The organism is Brevibacterium casei CIP 102111, from assembly GCF_900169275.1.
In the GTDB taxonomy this organism is placed as follows: domain Bacteria; phylum Actinomycetota; class Actinomycetes; order Actinomycetales; family Brevibacteriaceae; genus Brevibacterium; species Brevibacterium casei.
This window is the reverse complement of record NZ_FXZC01000008.1, coordinates 92862-111917: the sequence shown is the minus strand read 5'-3', so window position 1 is coordinate 111917 and position 19056 is coordinate 92862. Positions and strand designations below refer to the sequence as shown.

Annotated in this window: 23 protein-coding genes and 1 pseudogene; 7 read left to right on the top strand and 17 right to left on the bottom strand. The window is 68.0% G+C overall.

Annotated features, from left to right (window positions below; translation table 11 throughout):
* Positions 1-127, top strand: a pseudogene (locus BC102111_RS18095) (IS630 family transposase); the annotation flags it as partial.
* Here the strand turns inward: BC102111_RS18095 and mutM (BC102111_RS15965) are convergent.
* The 7 genes from mutM (BC102111_RS15965) to coaD form a co-directional block, all read right to left on the bottom strand.
* The gene (gene mutM / locus BC102111_RS15965; protein ID WP_040341752.1) at positions 124-963 is read right to left on the bottom strand and encodes a bifunctional DNA-formamidopyrimidine glycosylase/DNA-(apurinic or apyrimidinic site) lyase; all 840 of its coding nucleotides are present in this window, start codon (positions 961-963) and stop codon (positions 124-126) included. The pseudogene BC102111_RS18095 and the gene mutM (BC102111_RS15965) sit on opposite strands and share 4 nt — an antisense overlap.
* Entirely contained in the window at positions 956-1903 is a 948-nt protein-coding gene (gene mutM, locus BC102111_RS15960) for a bifunctional DNA-formamidopyrimidine glycosylase/DNA-(apurinic or apyrimidinic site) lyase (RefSeq protein ID WP_101624822.1), read from the bottom strand. Before mutM (BC102111_RS15960) ends, mutM (BC102111_RS15965) begins: the two co-directional genes overlap by 8 nt.
* Before the next feature lie 22 nt (positions 1904-1925).
* The gene (rnc, locus tag BC102111_RS15955; RefSeq protein WP_101624821.1) at positions 1926-2630 is read right to left on the bottom strand and encodes a ribonuclease III; all 705 of its coding nucleotides are present in this window, start codon (positions 2628-2630) and stop codon (positions 1926-1928) included.
* Positions 2631-2633: 3 nt separating this feature from the next.
* Positions 2634-2837, bottom strand: coding sequence for a 50S ribosomal protein L32 (rpmF, locus tag BC102111_RS15950; RefSeq protein WP_063249041.1), 204 nt, complete (start codon positions 2835-2837; stop codon positions 2634-2636).
* A gap of 2 nt (positions 2838-2839) precedes the next feature.
* Positions 2840-3358: a YceD family protein gene (locus BC102111_RS15945; protein ID WP_009378265.1), complete on the bottom strand. Its 519-nt coding sequence runs from the start codon at positions 3356-3358 to the stop codon at positions 2840-2842.
* Positions 3359-3489: 131 nt separating this feature from the next.
* Positions 3490-4677, bottom strand: coding sequence for an MFS transporter (locus BC102111_RS15940; protein ID WP_063249042.1), 1188 nt, complete (start codon positions 4675-4677; stop codon positions 3490-3492).
* A 3-nt stretch (positions 4678-4680) separates the two neighbouring features.
* Positions 4681-5169 (bottom strand): pantetheine-phosphate adenylyltransferase, encoded by a 489-nt coding sequence (gene coaD / locus BC102111_RS15935; RefSeq protein WP_095375931.1) that lies wholly within the window; start codon positions 5167-5169, stop codon positions 4681-4683.
* 79 nt (positions 5170-5248) lie between these two features.
* Between coaD and BC102111_RS15930 the strand changes: the two genes are divergently transcribed.
* Positions 5249-5755: a hypothetical protein gene (locus BC102111_RS15930; protein WP_009378258.1), complete on the top strand. Its 507-nt coding sequence runs from the start codon at positions 5249-5251 to the stop codon at positions 5753-5755.
* A gap of 55 nt (positions 5756-5810) precedes the next feature.
* On the opposite strand, the gene BC102111_RS15925 is transcribed toward BC102111_RS15930, so the two are convergent.
* The 3 genes from BC102111_RS15925 to BC102111_RS15915 are packed head-to-tail and all read right to left on the bottom strand — an operon-like array spanning position 5811 to position 7507.
* Positions 5811-6260, bottom strand: coding sequence for a hypothetical protein (locus BC102111_RS15925; protein WP_101624820.1), 450 nt, complete (start codon positions 6258-6260; stop codon positions 5811-5813).
* A 43-nt stretch (positions 6261-6303) separates the two neighbouring features.
* The gene (locus tag BC102111_RS15920; RefSeq protein ID WP_137825212.1) at positions 6304-6753 is read right to left on the bottom strand and encodes a hypothetical protein; all 450 of its coding nucleotides are present in this window, start codon (positions 6751-6753) and stop codon (positions 6304-6306) included.
* A 4-nt stretch (positions 6754-6757) separates the two neighbouring features.
* On the bottom strand, positions 6758-7507 hold the full coding sequence (locus BC102111_RS15915) for a GntR family transcriptional regulator (RefSeq protein WP_095375933.1): 750 nt from the start codon (positions 7505-7507) through the stop codon (positions 6758-6760).
* A 113-nt stretch (positions 7508-7620) separates the two neighbouring features.
* On the opposite strand from BC102111_RS15915, the gene BC102111_RS15910 reads away from it, so the two are divergent.
* Genes BC102111_RS15910 through ehuA form a run of 4 tightly spaced genes read left to right on the top strand, consistent with a single transcriptional unit; the run spans position 7621 to position 10761 of the window.
* Positions 7621-8502, top strand: coding sequence for a transporter substrate-binding domain-containing protein (locus tag BC102111_RS15910; RefSeq protein WP_009378249.1), 882 nt, complete (start codon positions 7621-7623; stop codon positions 8500-8502).
* Between the two features lie 21 nt (positions 8503-8523).
* Complete coding sequence (gene ehuC / locus BC102111_RS15905) at positions 8524-9315, top strand: ectoine/hydroxyectoine ABC transporter permease subunit EhuC (RefSeq protein WP_009378247.1); 792 nt, start codon at positions 8524-8526, stop codon at positions 9313-9315.
* Positions 9315-9971, top strand: coding sequence for an ectoine/hydroxyectoine ABC transporter permease subunit EhuD (gene ehuD / locus BC102111_RS15900; protein ID WP_009378245.1), 657 nt, complete (start codon positions 9315-9317; stop codon positions 9969-9971). Before ehuC ends, ehuD begins: the two co-directional genes overlap by 1 nt.
* A complete protein-coding gene (gene ehuA, locus BC102111_RS15895) occupies positions 9958-10761 on the top strand; it encodes an ectoine/hydroxyectoine ABC transporter ATP-binding protein EhuA (protein ID WP_040341749.1) in 804 nt (267 codons plus the stop codon). The genes ehuD and ehuA overlap by 14 nt, the downstream gene beginning before the upstream one ends.
* 128 nt (positions 10762-10889) lie before the next feature.
* Here the strand turns inward: ehuA and BC102111_RS15890 are convergent, their stop codons facing one another.
* From BC102111_RS15890 to thiL, 5 genes are read right to left on the bottom strand one after another with little or no spacing between them, the layout of a single operon-like run.
* On the bottom strand, positions 10890-11312 hold the full coding sequence (locus BC102111_RS15890) for a hypothetical protein (protein WP_063249048.1): 423 nt from the start codon (positions 11310-11312) through the stop codon (positions 10890-10892).
* Positions 11309-11941: a 16S rRNA (guanine(966)-N(2))-methyltransferase RsmD gene (rsmD, locus tag BC102111_RS15885; protein WP_101624818.1), complete on the bottom strand. Its 633-nt coding sequence runs from the start codon at positions 11939-11941 to the stop codon at positions 11309-11311. The genes BC102111_RS15890 and rsmD overlap by 4 nt, the downstream gene beginning before the upstream one ends.
* A 12-nt stretch (positions 11942-11953) precedes the next feature.
* Positions 11954-14101 (bottom strand): ATP-dependent DNA helicase RecG, encoded by a 2148-nt coding sequence (locus BC102111_RS15880; RefSeq protein WP_101624817.1) that lies wholly within the window; start codon positions 14099-14101, stop codon positions 11954-11956.
* Positions 14098-15756 (bottom strand): DAK2 domain-containing protein, encoded by a 1659-nt coding sequence (locus BC102111_RS15875; protein ID WP_100227464.1) that lies wholly within the window; start codon positions 15754-15756, stop codon positions 14098-14100. The genes BC102111_RS15880 and BC102111_RS15875 overlap by 4 nt, the downstream gene beginning before the upstream one ends.
* A gap of 5 nt (positions 15757-15761) precedes the next feature.
* Positions 15762-16775, bottom strand: a complete 1014-nt coding sequence (gene thiL, locus BC102111_RS15870; RefSeq protein ID WP_009378239.1) for a thiamine-phosphate kinase — start codon at positions 16773-16775, stop codon at positions 15762-15764.
* Between the two features lie 32 nt (positions 16776-16807).
* Between thiL and BC102111_RS15865 the strand changes: the two genes are divergently transcribed.
* Positions 16808-17335 carry a DUF3515 domain-containing protein gene (locus tag BC102111_RS15865; RefSeq protein ID WP_081590999.1) on the top strand — a complete coding sequence of 176 codons (528 nt, stop codon included), beginning with the start codon at positions 16808-16810 and terminating at the stop codon, positions 17333-17335.
* Here BC102111_RS15865 and BC102111_RS15860 read toward each other — a convergent pair whose 3' ends face one another.
* Both BC102111_RS15860 and BC102111_RS15855 read right to left on the bottom strand, forming a co-directional pair.
* A complete protein-coding gene (locus tag BC102111_RS15860) occupies positions 17336-18451 on the bottom strand; it encodes a D-alanine--D-alanine ligase family protein (protein ID WP_063249052.1) in 1116 nt (371 codons plus the stop codon).
* A gap of 70 nt (positions 18452-18521) precedes the next feature.
* Positions 18522-19055: a YbhB/YbcL family Raf kinase inhibitor-like protein gene (locus tag BC102111_RS15855; protein WP_009378233.1), complete on the bottom strand. Its 534-nt coding sequence runs from the start codon at positions 19053-19055 to the stop codon at positions 18522-18524.
* Between the last annotated feature and the right edge of the window lies 1 nt (position 19056).

The following is a 19056-nucleotide window of genomic DNA, read 5'->3' as shown; positions in this document are numbered from 1 at the left end:
AGACCTCCGCGGCTGGATCAAAGCATGGAACGAGAACCCGAAACCCTTCATCTGGACCAAGACCGCCGACGAGATTCTCACCTCCATCGGACGACTTCTACAACGAATCAACGGCGCGGGACACTAGCGTTTCCGCTGGCAGAGCGGGCAAGAATAGCTCGACCCGTTCATCAACTTCTCCCGCACGATCGGCGTCCCGCAGCGCCTGCAGGGCCGGCCGGCACGACCGTAGGCGTTCAGGCTGCGGGCAAAATACCCGCTGCTGCCGGCCACGTCGACATAGTGAGAATCGAACGAGGTGCCGCCCTGGGCGAGTGCAGCCGTCATGACGTCTCGCGCAGCCTCGATTACCGCCGAGATCCTGGACCTGCTCAACGACGCTGCCGGTGTCTCCCCGTGCACCTTGGCAGCCCACAGCGCCTCGTCGGCATAGATGTTCCCGATGCCTGACACCACCGTCTGATCCAGCAGTACGCGCTTTATGCCCGTGCGCTTACTCTTGATCACCGCAACTACCCCCGGCTGGTCGAACAGCGGATCGAAGGGATCCCTCGCGATATGGGCGATCGGCGACGGGAGCACTGCTCCGCCCTCGTCGTACATCAGATGCCCGAACGTGCGCTGGTCATCGAACCGCAGATCGTGGCCGCCGTCGGTGAAGGTGAACCGCGCGCGCTCGTGCGCACCGACTGCAGCATCGGGGGACGTGATGAGCATCTGCCCGCTCATCCCCAGGTGCGCGAGCAGCGCGTCGTCGCCGTCCAAGATCAGCCACAGGTACTTGCCGCGGCGGGCGGTCCCCGTGATCGTCGCACCGACCAACCGCGCAGCCAGATCATTCGGGCCACCCACATGACGGCGCGCCGAACGAGGATGCCGGACAACAGCCGAGGCGATCGCCCGTCCGCGGACATGTTCGTCGAGTCCCCGGCGCACGACCTCGACCTCAGGAAGTTCAGGCACGGGTAGCACCTCGCATGATCCGGGACCCGGAGTTACGGCGGTGCGCTACTGAACAGGTAGGACCGTCGAATTGCTTGCCCCGTGCCTGGTCAGACTGCGGTATAGGTGGTCTACGCCCGACCGGTGCCCGGCACAGCCAATCGCGACCTTTGTGTCTGCGACTTGCTTCGACCCGCTCTACGTCAATGTCGAAGCGGCCGGACTCCCCGTTGACGTTGACATAGAGCGAGTCGAAGCTCGTCCCGCCCACGGCCAGGGCATCGCCCATGACGGTCGTCGCCGATTCGAGGACGGCGGCCAGGCGGGAGCGCCGGGTCCGCGCCGGCAGTGCGAGCGGGTGGACTCCGGCCCGGAAGAGCGCTTCGTCGGCGTAGATGTTGCCGATCCCGCTGACGAGCGTCTGGTCGAGCAGGGCCGCCTTGATCGGGGTGCGCTTGCGCGCGAGCGCATCGACCGTGGCCTCGACGTCGAAGGCGTCCTCGAGCGGGTCGGGCGCGATGTGGATCGCCGAGGCGGGCACGAGCCGACCGTGGGAGGCGACGAGGCCCTGCACGCTGAGATGGCCGAAGATCCGCTGGTCGACGAACCTCAGGTCATAGGGTTCCTCACCGCGTTCGAGGCGGAGCACGGCACGCGTGTGCCGGTGCGTCTCATCGGCGGCGAGGTGGACGCGCAGCTGACCGCTCATGCCGAGGTGGATGAGCAGCCCGGCATCCCCGTCGAGGGTGAGCCACATGAACTTCCCGCGTCGCTCTGCCCCGGTGATGGACGCCCCGGTCACGCGTTCGGCGAACGCGGCGGCGGTGGCCTCGTCGATGCGACGCGCCGAGGTGGTCCCGAGGATGCGGGGGTCGACCACCTCGGCGGCGGTGACCCGGGCACCCGCGGTCCATTCGTCGACGCCGCGGCGGACGCTTTCGACCTCGGGGAGTTCGGGCACGGTGCCGGGTCCGACCTGCGCGTCAGCGCTGGTAGTCGGGGTAGAGCGTCCGGATGGCCTTGACGGCGACCTCGGCGGCGGCCGCCTCGGCGGACTTCTTCGACGATCCGTCTCCCGAACCCCAGCCGTTGTCGCCGAGGCGGGCGGTGGCGGTGAAGATCATTGCGTGGTCGGGGCCGGTCGAGGTGATCTCGTAGCTCACGGGGCCGAGTCCGAGGTCGGCGGCGGCCTCCTGGAGCGTCGTCTTGTAGTCCATGCCCGCGCCGAGGTTGACGGCGTCGGCGAGCATCCCGTCGATGAGGCGGTGGACGAACGCGAACGCGACCTCGCGGCCGGAGGAGACGAAGGTGGCGCCGATGAGGGCTTCGACGGTGTCGGCGAGGATCGAGTCCTTGTTCCGACCTCCCGTGAGCTCCTCGCCTTTGCCGAGCAGGATGTGCTGGCCGATGTCGTGGCGGCGGGCGATCTGAGCCAGCGCCCTCGTGTTGACGACGGCGGAGCGCATCTTCGCCAGCTGGCCCTCAGGCAGGTCCGGGTTGTCGTAGTAGAGCGACTCGGTGGCGACGAGCCCGAGCACGGAGTCGCCGAGGAACTCGAGGCGCTCGTTCGTCGGGATGCCGCCGGCCTCGAAGGCGAAAGAGCGGTGGGTGAGCGCTAGACGAAGAGTCTCGGGATCGATGTCGATCCCGAGACTCTTCTGCAGTTCTGCTGTGGTGTCAGTTTCCACAGGTCAGGCGTCAGCGACCTTGCGTCCCTTGTACTCAAGGAACAGCGGAGTGCCGGCTGCGTCTTCGACGACCTTGGCCTGGTGGGGGCGCGAGTACACAACGCGACCGTTCTCCACAGTCTTGACCAGGTTCGGAGCCTGAGCCTTCCACTGCGAACGACGGTGGCGGGTGTTGCTGCGCGACATCTTACGCTTGGGAACAGCCACGTCTAGCTCTCTTTCTTCTCATCCAACAAGTTCTTCAGCTGCGAGAACGGCGAATCGGATTCGCTGTCGTCCTCCTCGATGTCCTCACCGAGGGTGTAGGAGAACTCCTCGCTTCCGTCCTGGGAAGGACTGAAGGGCAGAGCCATCACGACTGCGTCTCTGATCGCGGGTTCGAGGTCGAGCTGATCGCGATTGATGACGTAGGAGTCCTCGTCGCCATCGGCCTGCTCATAGACGTACATCTCGTTGATGTCGACATCTATGGGCAGCTCGATCTCGTCGAGAGTCCTTGCATCCTCGCCGCGGGCCACGGTCGAGACCGTACCCGTCACGTAGATCCCCTCGGAAACGCTCTCGAACATGAGCTCGAGATTCATGGGCGTTCCTTCGGCGACCCCGATCACTTCGATCTTGAGATCCGCCGGAGCCGGCACCGTGGCATTGACACGTTCCCACTCACCCGGATGACCGAGCAATCCCATGGATCGGAGATCGTAGACGAACTCTGACCGCTTCTTCATGCTCTCTCCTCCGTATGCGAATGAGATGCCGCTCCTGCGTTCACACGCGACTCACCATTCTAATCAACGCGGGCCACCATTGCCAATCGTCGCCTCATCCCCGCCGAGGTGTTCCTCGTCACCCCTGACCCTCACCACTTCTCGTGGCTGTTGCGCCAGGTCACCCCTCCGGCGAGGAGGAGCAGCGCCCCGGAGATCGTGAAGACGATGCCGGAGCCCGCGACGATCGTGAGCACCGAGGCGAGCGAGGGGATCGCGACCTGGCTCAGCCGGTTGCCGGCCAGCCGGATCGAGAGCACCGCCGCCCGGTTCGCCGGATCCGACAGCGTCGAGACCCACGTCATCGTCAGCGGCTGGGTGAGCCCGAAGCAGAAGCCCGCGATCGCCAGGAGGATCGCCAGCGTCCACGTCTGAGTGAGGATCGGGATGAGGATAACGCAGATGCCCGCCGTCGCCGAGGCGGTCCACAGCAGCGAGAGACTCCCCCACCGGTTCGCGAGCATCCCGATGATCATCCGCGAGATCACCGAGGCGAAGGTCCGCAGGGCGAGCAGCCACGTCACCGTGGTCACGCTCAGCCCGTTCTCCTGCCCGATGAGCGGCAGGTATGCGGTCATGAGGTCGACGGCGGCCAGGGTCGCCATCGACGCGAGGATCGCCGGCTTCATCCCCCGGATCCGCAGCAGCGCCCACGGGGTGCGGACGGTTTCGGCCGCCTCGGCGCGGGAGACGTGAGGGGTCCGCCCGCGGAGCATGACGATAACGGCGGCGATGAGGGTGAGCGCCGAGAAAGCCGTCATGAACCACAGGGCGCCGACGATGTGCGGGGAGCCCCCGGTGGCGTCGGCGATCATTCCGGCCAGGGGCAGGCCGATCGTCTGCCCGATCGAGACGCCCAGGGTGAGGTGGCCGAACTTCGCCGTCAGCCGGGAAGCCGGGAAGCTCTGCGGGATGAGCGCCTGGGAGGCGACGGTCGTGAGCAGCTGCCCGAAACCGAGACTCATCGTCGCGACGAGGAGCACGCCGAGGTTGGGAGCGACGGCGGCGAGCGCGACGGGCGCGATCGAAAGGACGGTGCCGACCCAGAGCACCGCGGTCGCGTATCCGCGGTCGACGAGGCGGCCGACGAAGAGCGCGGTGAGCAGCGGGACGAGCGAATAGCACGCGGTCATGAGACCGAGGACGACTCCGGTCCCGCCGAGTTCGAGGGTGCGGTAGGAGATGAGGACGCGCACACCGTTGTACGTCGCGTGCGCGAGGACGGTGTGGATGACGAGGCCCGTGAACCAGGCCCGAGATGAGGAAGGAGTCGCGGCCATGCCTTACGTGTCGGCGCTCAGCGCCGCGAGCACGGGTTCGGGGACGAGGCCCGTGATGTCGCCGCCGTGCCTGTGCACCTCTTTGATGAGGGAGGAGGAGACGTGTTCGAACTCGGGGTTGCCGGGGACGAAGATCGTCTCGAGGTCGGTGAGGTGCTTGTTCATCAGCGCCATCGGCAGTTCGTAGGCGAAGTCCGTGCCCGAGCGCAGCCCCTTGACGACGGCAGGGGCACCGATCCTGGCGCAGTAGTCGACGAGGAGGCCACCGGGGACCACGTCGATCGAGATGTTCTCGGCATCCCGGGTGCGTTCGTCGGCGGCGAGCGAGGCGCGGATGAGATCGGCCCGGGTCTCGGGGTCGAAGCGGCCGGACTTCGAGGGATTGTGGACGACGGCGACGACGACCTCGTCGAAGAGCTTCGCCGCGCGCGCGATGATGTCGAGATGACCCATGGTGATCGGGTCATAGGATCCGGGACTGACGACCTTCATGGCCTCATCGTATCCCGCGGGGTGCGCTCGGCCCGGTCGGTCCGCTTGCCGAGCACTCGGCTGAAGCTATGGTGCAGCCATGAGTTGTTTCGACACTGGCTCCCGAGTGATGGTCGGCGGACTCTCCCGGCAGCGACTGCTTGCCGCACTCGATTCTGCGGAGGTGCGCCTGAACGACCACGCACGCGTGCTCATCGCCGGACCGGCATTCGACCGCCGTGACCCGGAACCCATCAGAGTGATCACGCGCAGCCTCTCGACCCTCGGGCTTACTTCCGGAGGCACCCTGCGCCAGATCTTCTCAACCGCAGAAAGCCGAGGGCTTCACCCCTGCCCACCCGACAGCGGTCCGTACCTGAGAATTGCTTGGCTCTCCCAACCGCAGTCGCATGACTCGGTCCAGTCGACCGGGCGCGCGCCGGCCGGGGCCGTGACGATCGCCTCGGAGCCGATCGACGAGACGTTTGCAACGCCCAAGGGGTTCTATCTTCGCCTCGTCGATGGCCAAGCATGGCTGCGCGCTTATCGATGTGACGAGGCGTTCGAGTTCTCAGCCGATGACGTCTTCGCATTCCGAGCCGATTGATATCGGTGTCCAGCGGCGTTCGAATCGGTCAGGACCCGGTCGGTCCGCTTGCCGTTCAGTCCGGGTGGCCCCGCTGCTCCTTGAGCGCCGACCAGCCGTGCCAGGCAGCGGCGGCGACGACCATGGCCCCGAAGAGGATGAGCGAGCTGAAGCTCTGAACCATCATTGCGAGCCGCGCCGACTCCCGTCCCCCCGCGGCGGCGAAGACCATCATGCCGCCGATCGAGAGGACGGCGGCGACGAGGCCGACGAGGGCCACCCACGCCACCCGCCGCTCATGCGAATGCTCCCACCGCAAGCGGGCGGCGAGGAGGCCGAGACCGAGGGCAGAGGCTGCCGCGGCTACCGCGAAGATCACCCCGAACCACGTGAGCACTCCCCCGTAGACGTGGACGAAGAACTCGGTGAGGACGACGACGAGGACCATGGCCACGAACACGGTGACGACCGCTTCGCGCACGAGCGCCCAATAGCGCGCGGCGAACGAGCGCCCGAGAGGATCCATGCCCAGATCGTATCGCCGGGCCCGTCACGCGATCCCGGTCGGGTCAGGACCCGGTGAACTGAGCCTTGTGCGCGCGCCGGTCCCGCACTGTCAACCACGCATTCCAGGAGAGGCCGGCGACGAGGACGGAGCCGAAGAAGTACAGAGACTGCACCGCATACGAGGTGACGACCATGTCAGCGGGGGTGCCGCCGAGCGGGGAGAGCGCCCAGACAGAGATGACCACGAGCACCACGGCCCCGGCACCGGCGATGAGGATGCGGACGGCCGACCACAGCCTCGGTCGCGGGGATTCCCTCCTCAGCAACAGAGCGACAGCGGCCGCCGCGACGGCGAAGGCGATGAGGTAGATGAGACCGAACCACGCAAGGATCGACAGCGGGGAAACGAAGATCTCGGCGGCCATGAAGACGAGGAGAACCCCGACCGCGCCCACGCCCATCAGCTCTCTGACATCGGCCCAGAAACTGGAACGGCGTGGCATCTCACCCATACGCTCACTCTCGCAAGCTCGCCCACTGGTCGTCAACACCGGTCCCCCGCCCCTCACCGCGGACGACGACGGCGTCGGGCTCGGAGGCGGGATTGTGGAGGCGGGCGACCGCCTCGGCGGAGATCCGGCCGATGATCGCCACCGCCTCGGGCTCGTCTCCGGCGGCGATCACCTCGGCGAGGCGACGGTGGATGTCGATGAGGTCGCACCTGACTTCGTAGCCGGCCGGATCGGACAGCGACAGGAGTCGCGTGTGGACCATCGAGGCCTTCATCATGGCCCGCAGCCGCGGCGACCCGGAGCACGCGACGATCGCATGGTGGAAGTCGAGGTCGGCGTCGCCGATGGTGCGGGCGGTGTTGTCCTCGATCGCCTTCTCGAGCGCGCTGAGCGCCTCGTCGATGAGCACGGTCGACCGTCTGCCCCGGATGATCATGCGCGCCGCCTGAACCTCGATGGCCTCGCGCACGGCGTAGACGTCGTCGATGTCGTCAGGTCCCATGCGCTTGACCCATGCGCCCCGGCCTGGAGCATGGCTGATGCTGCCCTCGCTGACGAGCCGCTGCAGCGCCTCACGCAGCGAGGGCCGGGAGACCCCGAGGAGTTCGGCCGTGCGGACCTCGCTGATCGACTGCCCGGGAAGCAGACTGCCCCGGTAGATTGCGTTGCGGATCTCCTCGGCGACGAGGTCGATCGTCGACGAGCGCACGACTCTGCGGAGCACGGGAAGTTCCGAGGTGTGCGGATCGCTCATGTCACGAGCATATAACGTTGTCTGACAGTGTGACATCACGACTGTAAGAGGATTGAATGGGGCGATGAGACGCACGTCACCCAGTGCGCCGATGCTCACCGAAAGGACCCGCAATGAAATCCCTGAAAGGACTCGCAGCCGCGACCTCGATCCTCGCGCTCACCTTCACCCTCGGTGCCTGCAGCGGAGGGGGCTCAGACAAGAGCACCCTCCAGCAGGCCATCGACGACGGGAAGATCACGGTCGGCTTCGCCGGTGAGGCCCCGTACAGCTTCGAGGAGGGCGGGGAGCTCCAGGGCGCGAGCGTCGCGCTCGCCAAGGAGGTCTTCAAGAACCTCGGGGTCGACAACGTCGAAGGCGTCAACACGGAGTTCGGCTCCCTCATCCCCGGGCTCAACGCCGAGCGCTTCGATGCGATCTCCGCGGGCATGTCGATCCTCCCCGACCGCTGTGAGCAGGCGGCCTTCGGCAACCCCGAGTTCATGTACACCACTGCCCTGATGACGAAGAAGGGCGAGAACGAGGGGATGAAGAACCTCGACGAAGTCAAGGAGAAGGGCCTCAAACTCGCGACCATGACCGGTGCCGTCGAATCCGACTACGCGGAATCGCTCGGCATCGATTCGCAGAAGGTCGGCACTCCGCAGGACGGCATGGACGCCGTAACCACTGGACGCGCCGACGCCTTCGCACTCACCGGCATCTCACTCAACTGGATGGCGAAGAACACGCCTGACGCCGATGTCGCGGTGAGCGAGTCGTTCGTCCAGGAGATCGACGGGGTCCCCCAGGTCGGCGCCGGTGCCACGGTCTTCCGCACCGACGACACCGAACTCCGCGACGCCTGGAACAAGGAGCTCGACAAGATCGTCGGCGATGAGAAGGCCTACCTCGACATCGTCGGCGACTACGGCTTCACGAAGGAGGAGCGGCCCGACGGGTCGATCACGACCGATCAGCTGTGCAAGGGCGAGCTGCCGACCGCTGACTCCTGAGTCGCAGCGCTTCCCGCACTCATGACCGACAAGCTCAGTGCGCTCCAGGGTTTCCTCCCACAGGTGTGGGAGGGAATCCAGGTCACGCTCATTCTCACCCTCGCCGGTGCCGCGGGTGCGCTGGTCATCGCGATCGTCCTCGGACTCGCAATGACCTCCTCGCACGCGTGGCTGCGGATCCCTGCCCGGATCATCGTCGAGTTCTTCCGTGGCACGTCCCTGCTCGTCCAGCTCTTCTGGCTCTTCTACGTCCTCCCCCTCTTCGGGCTGCAACTCGACCCGATGGTGTGCGGAATCGGTGCACTGGCCCTCAACTACGGTGCCTATTCCGCCGAGGTGGTCCGGTCCTCGATCGCGACCGTGCCCAAGGGCCAGTGGGAGGCGGCGATCGCGCTCAGTCTCTCCCCGGCCCGCCGGATGCTGCGCGTGATCTTCCCGCAGGCGTGGGCGCTGATGATCCCGTCGCTCGCGACCCTGTTCATCCAGCTGCTCAAGGGCACTGCCGTCGTCTCCTTCATCACGCTCTCCGACCTCACGGACAAGATCGGGCAGCTGCGCATGGCGACGAACGACACGTTCTTCGCCTACTCCGTCGGACTGCTCATCTACTTCGTCATCGCCTGGCTCATCCAGGAGTTCATGAACCTCCTCGAGCGCCGCGCGGTCAAGAGGCTGGGCAGACGCCGTCCCGGTTCGCGCAACGACCGTCGAAGGGCCCGGCGCGATGCCCGTGTCGGCTCGACCGAGGTGACCGGCCCGCGCACGGCCGCCGGTCAGTCCACGGGCAACGTCGGATACGGACAGCCGCTGTGATGTGGAACTGGGAGTTCGCCGCCGAGGCGCTGCCGATCCTGCTCCGCGGCTTCGTCAACACGCTCATCGCCACAGTCGTCGGCACGATCATCGCCGCGATTCTCGGCCTCATCCTCGCCGTCGCGATCCGCGGGCTGCCGCGATGGATCAACTGGGTCGTCCGGCTCTTCGTCGCGTTCGTCCGCAACACCCCGCTCGTCGTCCAGCTCGTCTTCGTCTACACCGCGTTCTCGGAGATCCCAGGGCTCGTCGACATCCCGGCGCTCGTCGTCGGCTCCGGGGTCATCGGCGTCCACTATGCGACGTACATGTCCGAGAGCTACCGTGCCGGCATCGACGCGGTGCCGCCGGGACAGCGGGAGGCGGCCATCGCCCTCTCCCTGCCTCCGGTGCGCACCTTCACCGCGGTCATCCTCCCGCAGGCGCTGCGGGCGACGATCCCCTCGCTCGGCAACTACGCGGTCGCGATGTTCAAGGACACCCCGTTCCTCTTCGCGCTCTCCGTCGTCGAACTCGTCACCTCGGCGCAGCAGTTCGGGGCGTCGAAGTTCGCGTACACGGAGGCGTTCACCCTGGCCGGACTCATCTTCCTCGCCGCCAGCTACCCCACCTCCCTCCTCATCCAACGATTGGAGCGGCGCCTTGCCACCTACTGAGAACACCCCGTCCCCGCACAACGACACCGCGCCGGCGATCGAGTTCAGGGACGTCGAGAAGCGGTTCGGGAAGACGACGGTGCTCGAGAACCTCAACTTCACCGTCGCTCCCGGTGAGCGGGTCACCCTCATCGGACCGAGCGGTTCGGGCAAGACGACGATCCTTCGGCTCGTCATGACGCTCGAGGAGCTCACGGGCGGATACATCTACATCGACGGCATGCCGCTGACCTTCGAGGAGAGGGACGGCAAGCGCGTCGAGCTGCCGAAGAAGACGACCCGGGAGATGACGACGCGCATCGGCATGGTCTTCCAGCAGTTCAACCTCTTCCCCAACATGACCGTGCTCGAGAACATCATCGAAGCCCCGATCCACGTGCTGGGGAAGTCGAAGGACGAGGCGATCACAGATGCCCGGTCGCTGCTCGACCGCGTCGGGCTGAGCGAGAAGGCCGACGAGCACCCGACCCGGCTCTCCGGCGGTCAGCAGCAGCGGGTGGCGATCGCCCGGGCGCTGGCGATGAGCCCGGAGATCCTCCTCCTCGACGAGGTCACCTCGGCCCTCGACCCCGAGCTCGTCGGCGACGTCCTCGCAGTGCTGCGCGACATCGCCGAGACCACGGACATCACGATGCTCCTCGTCACCCACGAGATGCAGTTCGCGCGGGAGGTATCCGACCGAGTGATGATGTTCGACAGCGGCCGCGTTCTCGAGGAGGGCCCGCCCGACCTCATCTTCAACGACCCGAGTCACGAACGCACGAGGTCGTTCCTCTCGAGCGTGCTCTGAGCTGCTTCGACGGTGCTCTGAGCGCTTCGACGGTGCTCTGAGCCGCTTCGACGCGGTGATCAGACAAAAACGCGGTCTGCTCACCGCGTATTTGTCGGATCACCGCGTCGATGGCGTGAAGTCGGGATTCACGCGTCCACGGGGGCACGCCGGCGCTCGGCTGCGAGGGCCGATCGCCGTCGCCGGTTCTGCACCATGAGCACGACGGCGATGATCACGCACGCGAGCGCGCCCGCGGTGAAGACGTCGGCGAGCCACGCCCAGTGGACGACGTACTGGTCGGAGAACTCCCACGGCCCGTCGTCGCCGGCGATCTCCCACGAGGTCTGCAGCGACTGGCTGCACGTGACTCCCGCGGGGAACTGCTGCATCCACGTCGTGAAGCCGGTGACCTCGAAGCCCGCCGGCGGTTCGGCGCAACCCTCTGCCCCGCTGCGATGGTCGACGATCTGATACTGCAGCCACAGGAGGACGCGCGACCCGACGAAGAGCACCGGCACGAGCAGCAGGTAGAGCCACGTCGAGCGCAGCCAGCTGCCGCCCCGCGTCATGAAACCGCCCCGCCGTCGCCCGCATCCTCCACGGCCGCATCCTCGTCGCCCGGGTCCTCGACGGCGAGCTGGACGAAGTGGAGGGCGGTCTCGCCGAAGGTCTTCGAACGGAAGACCTCGAGCCCGTCCGGCATCGTCGGCTCCGGGGCCCGGGAGGAGCGTTCGACAACGACGATCGACTCCTCGTCGAGGTGGCTGCGCAGGCGGCTGAGCACCTGGGTCACCGCGTCCTCGCCGAGCGGGTAGGGCGGGTCCATGAAGACGAGGTCGAAGACCCGGGACTCCGGATGGTCCGGGTCGGGGAGGTTCCCGAGGAACTGGAGGACGTCGCCGCTGCTCACCGACGCCGAATGCCCGATCCCGAGCTTGTCGGCGTTCGCTTCGATCGCCCTGGCCGAGGCGAGCGACGAGTCGACGAAGACGACCTGCGCGGCCCCGCGCGACATCGCTTCGAACCCGAGTCCCCCGGATCCGGCGAAGAGGTCGAGGACATTGGCGGCCTGGAGCACCCCGTAGCCTTCGAGCATCGAGAACAGCGACTCCTTGACGCGGTCCGAGGTGGGTCTCGTCCCGGTGCCGCCCGGTGTGACGAGCTTCGACCCCTTGTGCGCTCCTGCGATGATCCTCATCAGCTCCTCCTCTCAGCTCGCCTCGATGAAGTGGGCGTTGTCCGCGGGCAGCACCCGCTGCCGCAGCACCTGCAGGGCCGGCAGCAGTTCGAAGGTCGGATCGCGGTCGACGATGTGCTCGGCCTCGACCCGTGCCGCCTCGAGGATCTCCGTATCGCGGAGCACCGAGAGGTGCTTGAGCGAGGATCCGCCCCACTGCGAGGCGCCGAGCACATCGCCCTCTCCCCGGTTGTCGAGATCGTACTCGGCGAGGGCGAACCCGTCGAGGGTGCTCGCCACCGCCTGCAGGCGCTCGAAGCTCTCATCGGCCTCGGGACGCTCGGTGAGGAGGAAGCACATCGCCTCCGAGCCGTCACGGCCGACCCGGCCGCGCAGCTGGTGGAGCTGGGCGACGCCGAAGCGCTCCGCCTCGGCGACGAGCATGATCGTCGCCCGAGGCACGTCGACGCCGACCTCGATGACCGTCGTCGAGACGAGGATGTCGATGTCGCCGATGGTGAACGCGTGCATCACCCGGTCCTTCTCCTCCGTCGACATCCGCCCGTGGAGGAGGCCGAAGCTCAGCCCCTGGAGATGCGGGGACCGCTGGAGCTTCTCGATGAAGTCCTCGATGCTCTCCCGCTGACCGATGACGTCGCCGCTCTCGGGATCGACGATGTCGCTGCGTTCGATCCGGGGGAAGACTGCGAACGTCCCCCGTCCCGCCTCGGCAGCCTTCTGGACACGGGCGAGGGCCCGCGGCAGCCAGTCCTTGTGGTCCTCGATCGAGACGGCGAAGGTCGAGATGTGCTTGATCCCTGCGGGCATCTCCCCCAGCGTCGAGACGTCGAGGTCGGCGAAGACCGTCATCGCCACCGTCCGCGGGATCGGGGTCGCAGACATGACGAGTGTGTGGGGCACCGTGATCCCGCCCTTCGCGCGCAGGGCCTCGCGCTGCTCGACGCCGAACCGGTGCTGCTCGTCGACGACGATGAGGCCGAGGTTGTCGAACATCGTCGAGTCCGAGAGGAGTGCGTGCGTGCCGACGACGATGTCGATCTGCCCGGTCGCGAGGTCGAGGGCGAGCTGCTTGCGCTCCCTGGCCGGCATCGACCCGGTGAGGAGCGCCACCCGGACCTGGTCGTCACCGGAGAGCAGCGGGGAGAGGGCCATCTGGTCGCCGAGGAGCTTCTGGATCGACGCGAAGTGCTGGGAGGCGAGCACCTCGGTGGGGGCGAGCATCGCCGCCTGCGCCCCGGAGTCGACGGCCATGAGCATCGCCCGCAGCGCGACGACGGTCTTGCCGGAGCCGACGTCGCCGTGGAGGAGCCGGTGCATCGCCGTGGTCTTCGCGAGGTCCCCGGCTATCTCCTTGCCGACCCGGACCTGGGAGGAGGTGAGCGCGAACGGCAGGTCGGCGTCGAAGCGGCGGCTGCGCTCCCCGACCTCGAGCAGCGGGGTCGCGACGAACTTCTCGTACTCGGTGCGCCGGGAGACGATCTCGGTCTGCAGGGCCAGCGCTTCCTCCCACTTCCACCGCAGTCTCGCCCGCTCGGTCTCCTCAGTCGTCGACGGCCTGTGCATCGCGTTGAGTGCCTGCCGCAGGTCCGGCAGATCGTACTTCTCCCGCACATCGCGCGGCAGCGGATCGGCGAACTCGGCGGGGTCGGCGACGTCGAGGAGGACCTTGATCGCCTTCCACAGCCTCGTCTGCGCGATCCCCTGCACCCGCGGGTAGACGGGGAACGGCGAGTTGAGGTCCTCAGGCGTCCACTTCGTGTCGTGCTCGTCGCGGTTGAGCCACACCGGGGAGTTCAGCGTCAGCTGTCCCCGGAACTGCTCGACCTTGCCGGCGAAGACGACGACGAGTCCGGGGGTCAGCTGCGCGTCGAGCCATTTCTGGTTGAAGAACGCGATCTTCATCGACTGCCGCCCGTCGTGGACGATGACGTCGGTGATCGTGCCCTTGCGCTGCCGCATCCCGCGGGTCTCCACGGAGACCACCTCGGCCTGGATGATCGCCGTCTCCCCGAGCGGCAGGTCGCCGAGCGGCGTCTTCTCGCCGGGGACGAGGAAGCGCCGGGGGAAGAACCGGAAGAGCTCGCCCACCGAGGTGATCCCGCGCTTGCGCAGGGCACCGAGGTCGCGTTTGGAGAAGTAGTCCTCAAGTCGTGCGCTCATTCGACTCCCATGATGAGCAGGGTCGCCCGGTCCCGCGAGTCGATCTCCTGAAGGCGCACGTGCTCGTGGGACTTCGTGAGCCACCCGCGCAGGTGCGCGAGCACCTCGGTGTCGCAGCCGGGTCCGTGGACGACGGTGAGCAGCTCCCCACCGGCGCCGAGGAGGCGGTCGGCGAGCTTCTCGACGAGGTCCGACAGCTCCGTGCTCTGCGACTTCGCCTTCCCGTCGATGACGACCCGGTAGAACTGCGACGCCGAGGCGGCCGTCCGGTCGGACTCCACCGTGTCCTCCTCGACGACGGACAGCGCTCCCGTGGGCGGGTTGAGCGCAAGCTGTTCAGCGGAGACGATCGTGCCCACGCGCGTCCCGGCCGCCGCATCGGTCATGTCGGCGACGATCTCGACCGTCGGGGCGAACGGGTCGTAGACGGCGAGCGCCGAGAGCAGGGTCGCGACATTGCGCGAACGGATGAGGTGGGCGCCGTCCGTGCCGGTCAGAGCCGTGAGCGTCGTCGAGGAGGCGGGGACGACGATGACGTCGCGCTCCTCTGAGGCGATGACCTCGGCGACCGCCTCGGCGATGGGATTCGACTCACCCCGACCAGTACTCGGCACGCCCCGACCCGGCGCGGCGGCAGGGTCGGCTGCGGCGAGGGCTGCCGGGTCGAGGACCGTCGCCCCGTTGAGGGCGCAGTGGAGGAGGAGCCCGGTGCCGCCGACGAGGGCGACGAGCTTCGTCTCCCCCGCCTCCTCGTGGAGGCGCAGGTCCTCCATGTCGAGGCGGGCGATGCCGTAGTCGGTGAGAAGGTCGAGGGCCCGCGCGGCGCCGGTCTCGTCGGCGACGTGGACATGGACCTTGGGCCCGTTGAGGACGATCGAGGTTCCGCCGAGGCGATCGAGCGCCTCGGCGAGCCCCTCACCGGGAACGGTGCCGAGGGTGGCGACGATCTCGAGTTCCTCGGCCCGGGCCTCGTGGACGATGCGCGGGGTCTTCGCGACCTCCCCGAGCATCGATGCCTGGCCGGTGCGACCGGTGACGGTCGCGTAGAGGAGGTCGAAGAGTTCGACGATGCCGGTGGAGCCGGCATCGACGACGTCGGCCTCGCGGAGGACGGTGAGCTGCGCCGTCGTCTCCCGCAGCGCCTCACGGGAGCGCTGGCGCACCGCGGAGATGAGGTCGACGAGGGCGGCGCCGGCGTCGGCCTGTTCGCGGGCTTCGGTCGCCATCGCGTCGAGGACGGTGAGCATCGTCCCGTCGACGGGGCGGGCGACGGCCTGCCGGGCACGGTGGGAGGCGAGTTCGAGGGCGGAGGCGAGCGCCTCTGGGGTCGCGACGGTCACTCCCTCGAGGGCGTCGGCGACCCCCTCGAGGGCGACGGAGAGGATGAGTCCCGAGTTGCCGCGGGCCCCGCGCGCGGCCCCGGCGGCCATCGCGGTCACGACCTGGGGCAGCGTCACGGGACCGGAGAGCTCCTCGACGGCGAGGTAGGCCGCGCGCAGCGTGTGGTACATGTTCGTGCCGGTGTCGCCGTCGGGGACGGGAAAGACGTTGAGCTCGTCGATCTCCGCGCGCTCACGGCGGAGACGATCGACCGCTCGCCGCGCCCATCTGGCGGCCAGGCGACCGTTGAGCCCGATGGCCGGATTGGGTCCCACGTCCGTCACTTCCCGAAATGGCTGAAGCCGCTCGTCGGCACGGGGGCGCCGTCGAGGCTGACTCCGCTGCCGTCCTGCATCTCTCCGATTCTCCGCCAGCCTACCGGGTCACCCTGACTCACCGGTGCCGACGCGACGAAGCCGTGGTCCTCTCCCCCGTCGAGCACCCAGTGCAGGGCGAGCTCGTCGATACCCGCATCTGCCGTCTCCCCGCCGCGGGCGTCGAGGACGTAGCGGGCGGCGGGGCGCAGCGCAGCGATGAGGTCCTCGAGCGCGGCCCGGTCGATGTCCGCGCGGACCCCGGAGGCCTCCGCGATGCGTCCGAGGTCCGTGCTCAGTCCGTCGGAGACGTCGATCATCGCCGAGGCGGCCGGACGGTGGGCGATCGCCGCATAGTCCGGTTGCGGGGCGAGTTGGGTCCCGATGAGCCCGGCGAGGTCGTCCGGCAACTCGGGGTCGCTGCCGGCCCCGGCGAAGAGGAGGTCGAGTCCGGCCGCCGAGCGCCCGAGGGTGCCGGCGAGCCAGATCTCGTCACCCGGGCGGGCGCCCGCCCGGGTGACGGCCTCCCCGGGGGCGACCGTGCCGAGGGCGGTGATCGCGGTGACGATGAGACCCGACGAGGAGAGATCGCCGCCGATGATCGGCACTTGGGCGCCGAGTGCCCGACCTGCGCGCTCGGCCTCGGCGACGATCCCTGCGAAGAGCGCTTCGAGATCGGTCACGTCCGTGTCATCGGGCACAGCGAGGGAGGCGAGGAGGCCGTGGGGCCGGGCGCCCATCGCGCAGACGTCGGCGAGGTTCTGGGCGGCGGCCTTCGTGCCGAGGCGGGACCAGTCGAGCCAGTCGCGGGTGAAGTCCTCGTTCTCGACGAGCATGTCGGCCGTCGAGACGAGCCGGCCGGTGATCTTCGTCACGGCCGCGTCGTCGCCGGGGCCGACCTCCTCATGGGCCCCTGACCTGCGGTGGGCCAGGAGACGGCGGAGCACTTCGGATTCGCCGAGATCGGACAGTCGGGTCATGTCACCACCCTATCGGGCGATACGCTGGAACCATGCCTGCGAACTCCCGCCGACGCCTAAGCGCCACCTCGCCGCTCGTGCGTGCTGTCGCCGCTGTGACCATCGGCGTGCCCGTGCTCACGACGGTCCTGTCCGGCTGTGCGAAGACGGTCATCGTCGAACCCGCCGAGGATGCGGCGAACCCGAAGTGCGCGGACATTTTGCTCCGCCTGCCCGTCGAAGTGGGCGGCGAGCAGGAGCGCGACACCTCCTCGCAGGGGACGAAGGCGTGGGGCGACCCGAACGTCGCAGTGCTCCGCTGCGGCGTCACCCCTCCGGGTCCGACCACGGACAAGTGCGTGAGCGTGAGCGGGGTCGACTGGGTCTCCAAGGGAGGCGAAGAGGACGACACGTGGGTGTTCACGAGCTACGGCCGCACCCCGGCCGTCGAGGTCCTCGTCAACCGCAAGCTCGGCTCGGGCGCCGACGTCCTTGCCGGCATCTCGCCCGCGCTGCAGGCGTTCCCGCCCGAACGCGAATGCGTCGGTGCCGAGGACGTCGACGCTCCCCCGGAGGGCTAGTCAGCTCCGGCGGGCGTGGTCGGTGAGCGCGATGCCGATGAGTTCGCTGATGAGGCTCGGATAGTCGATCCCGGAGTTCGCCCACATGAACGGGTACGCCGAGGTGGGGGTGAAGCCGGGCAGCGTGTTGATCTCGTTGATGAGCACCTCACCCGAGTCCGTGACGAACGTGTCGACGCGGGCCAGCCCCGTGCAGTCGAAGAGCCGGAACACCGCCGCCGAGAGCTCGCGGATCCGTGCCGTCGTCGCATCGTCGACGTCCGCGGGGCACGTGAGCTTCGCATCGGCGAGGTCGAGGTACTTCGCTTCGAAGTCGTAGAAGTCGTGATCGCCGGAGACCTCGATCTCCCCGGGGTACGAGGTCCGCAGTTCGGCGTCGTCGAGGGATCCGAGCACGGCGCATTCGATCTCCCGGCCGATGACCTGGGGTTCGACGATGACCTTCGTGTCGTGCTCGTAGGCAGCGAGCAGCGCGGCCTCGAGCCCGGCGGGGTCGGCCACCCGGCTCACGCCCATCGACGATCCGGCTCGGGCCGGCTTGACGAAGACGGGGAAGCCGAGGGCTGCCACCCGGGCCTCCGCCTCGGCGCGGTCGGCCTCCCACATCGTCTCGGTGACCAGCTCCCACGGGCACGTGGGGATCTCCGCATGGGCGAGCAGGGACTTCGTGAAGTGCTTGTCCATGCTCGCAGCCGAGGCGAAGACGCCGGAGCCGACGAACGGGGTGTCGCTGAGCTCGAAGAGTCCCTGGAGGGTGCCGTCCTCTCCGTACTGGCCGTGGAGGACGGGGAAGAAGACGTCGACGGTCTCGAGCTCGGAGTAGACGCCGTCGGCGTCACGGTGGATGAGCGGGGCGCCTTCGGCGGAGACGCGCGGGATGATCTCGGTGCCGTCGTCGGTGACCTCGGGCATGTTCTCGGGGTCGAAGCGCATGCTCGCCCAGTCCTCGACGATGCGCCAGACACCGGACTTCGTGATCCCGATCGGCAGGACCCGGTACGCGTCGTCGTCGATGGCGCTGATCACCCCGGCGGCCGTGACGCAGCTGACGGAGTGTTCGCTCGACCGTCCTCCGAAGAGGACTGCGACGAAGGGCCGGTGATCGGTGTCTGACATATGTTTCCTTGCTCGGGGACTCTCATGTGTCCCCGCACGCTCTCACGTGCGGGGACGGGGGCGTGCAGGCTCAGCCGGCCTCATAGGTGCATTCGAGCCAGGCCCGGCCGATGCCCTTGAAGTACATGTTGAAGCCGGCGTAGGCCGGGCTCGCGCTCTCGTCGATGCCCAGCGGCTCGGAGAGTGCGGTGACGATGAAGTAGTACCGGTGCGGGCCGTGGCCCTCGGGAGGGGCGGCGCCGACGAAGCGCGGCTCGCCCGCGTCGTTCTTCAGCGTCACGGCACCGGCGGGCAGGAGGTCGGCCTCGGGGTTGCCGGCGTCGGTGGGCAGTTCGGTCACCGAGGCGTCGAGGTCGGTGACCGTCCAGTGCCAGAACCCCGACCCGGTCGGGGCGTCGGGGTCGTAGCAGGTGACGGCGAACGCCTTCGTCTCCTCGGGGAAGCCCGACCACGACAGCTGCGGGGACTTGTCCTCACCGCCGGGCACACCCATCGCTCCGGAGGCCTGCGCCGCCGGAAGCGGTGCCCCGTTCTCGATGTCGGTGCTGGTCAGGGTGAAGGTCGGCAGCTCGGGAAGGTTGTAGAACGGTGAGTTGACGCTCATG

Bases quoted from the DNA above. Each gene is read 5' to 3' on its own strand.
- ehuC (WP_009378247.1), top strand. From the start codon at position 8,524: ATGACCGACAAGCTCAGTGCGCTCCAGGGTTTCCTCCCACAGGTGTGG.
- BC102111_RS15915 (WP_095375933.1), bottom strand. From the start codon at position 7,507: ATGAGCGATCCGCACACCTCGGAACTTCCCGTGCTCCGCAGAGTCGTG.
- coaD (WP_095375931.1), bottom strand. From the start codon at position 5,169: ATGAAGGTCGTCAGTCCCGGATCCTATGACCCGATCACCATGGGTCAT.
- BC102111_RS15940 (WP_063249042.1), bottom strand. From the start codon at position 4,677: ATGGCCGCGACTCCTTCCTCATCTCGGGCCTGGTTCACGGGCCTCGTC.
- BC102111_RS15925 (WP_101624820.1), bottom strand. From the start codon at position 6,260: ATGGATCCTCTCGGGCGCTCGTTCGCCGCGCGCTATTGGGCGCTCGTG.
- BC102111_RS15860 (WP_063249052.1), bottom strand. From the start codon at position 18,451: ATGTCAGACACCGATCACCGGCCCTTCGTCGCAGTCCTCTTCGGAGGA.
- BC102111_RS15910 (WP_009378249.1), top strand. From the start codon at position 7,621: ATGAAATCCCTGAAAGGACTCGCAGCCGCGACCTCGATCCTCGCGCTC.
- BC102111_RS15890 (WP_063249048.1), bottom strand. From the start codon at position 11,312: ATGACGCGGGGCGGCAGCTGGCTGCGCTCGACGTGGCTCTACCTGCTG.
- BC102111_RS15945 (WP_009378265.1), bottom strand. From the start codon at position 3,358: ATGAAGAAGCGGTCAGAGTTCGTCTACGATCTCCGATCCATGGGATTG.
- ehuD (WP_009378245.1), top strand. From the start codon at position 9,315: ATGTGGAACTGGGAGTTCGCCGCCGAGGCGCTGCCGATCCTGCTCCGC.
- thiL (WP_009378239.1), bottom strand. From the start codon at position 16,775: ATGACCCGACTGTCCGATCTCGGCGAATCCGAAGTGCTCCGCCGTCTC.
- BC102111_RS15880 (WP_101624817.1), bottom strand. From the start codon at position 14,101: ATGAGCGCACGACTTGAGGACTACTTCTCCAAACGCGACCTCGGTGCC.
- BC102111_RS15930 (WP_009378258.1), top strand. From the start codon at position 5,249: ATGAGTTGTTTCGACACTGGCTCCCGAGTGATGGTCGGCGGACTCTCC.
- BC102111_RS15920 (WP_137825212.1), bottom strand. From the start codon at position 6,753: ATGGGTGAGATGCCACGCCGTTCCAGTTTCTGGGCCGATGTCAGAGAG.
- BC102111_RS15865 (WP_081590999.1), top strand. From the start codon at position 16,808: ATGCCTGCGAACTCCCGCCGACGCCTAAGCGCCACCTCGCCGCTCGTG.
- rsmD (WP_101624818.1), bottom strand. From the start codon at position 11,941: ATGAGGATCATCGCAGGAGCGCACAAGGGGTCGAAGCTCGTCACACCG.
- BC102111_RS15855 (WP_009378233.1), bottom strand. From the start codon at position 19,055: ATGAGCGTCAACTCACCGTTCTACAACCTTCCCGAGCTGCCGACCTTC.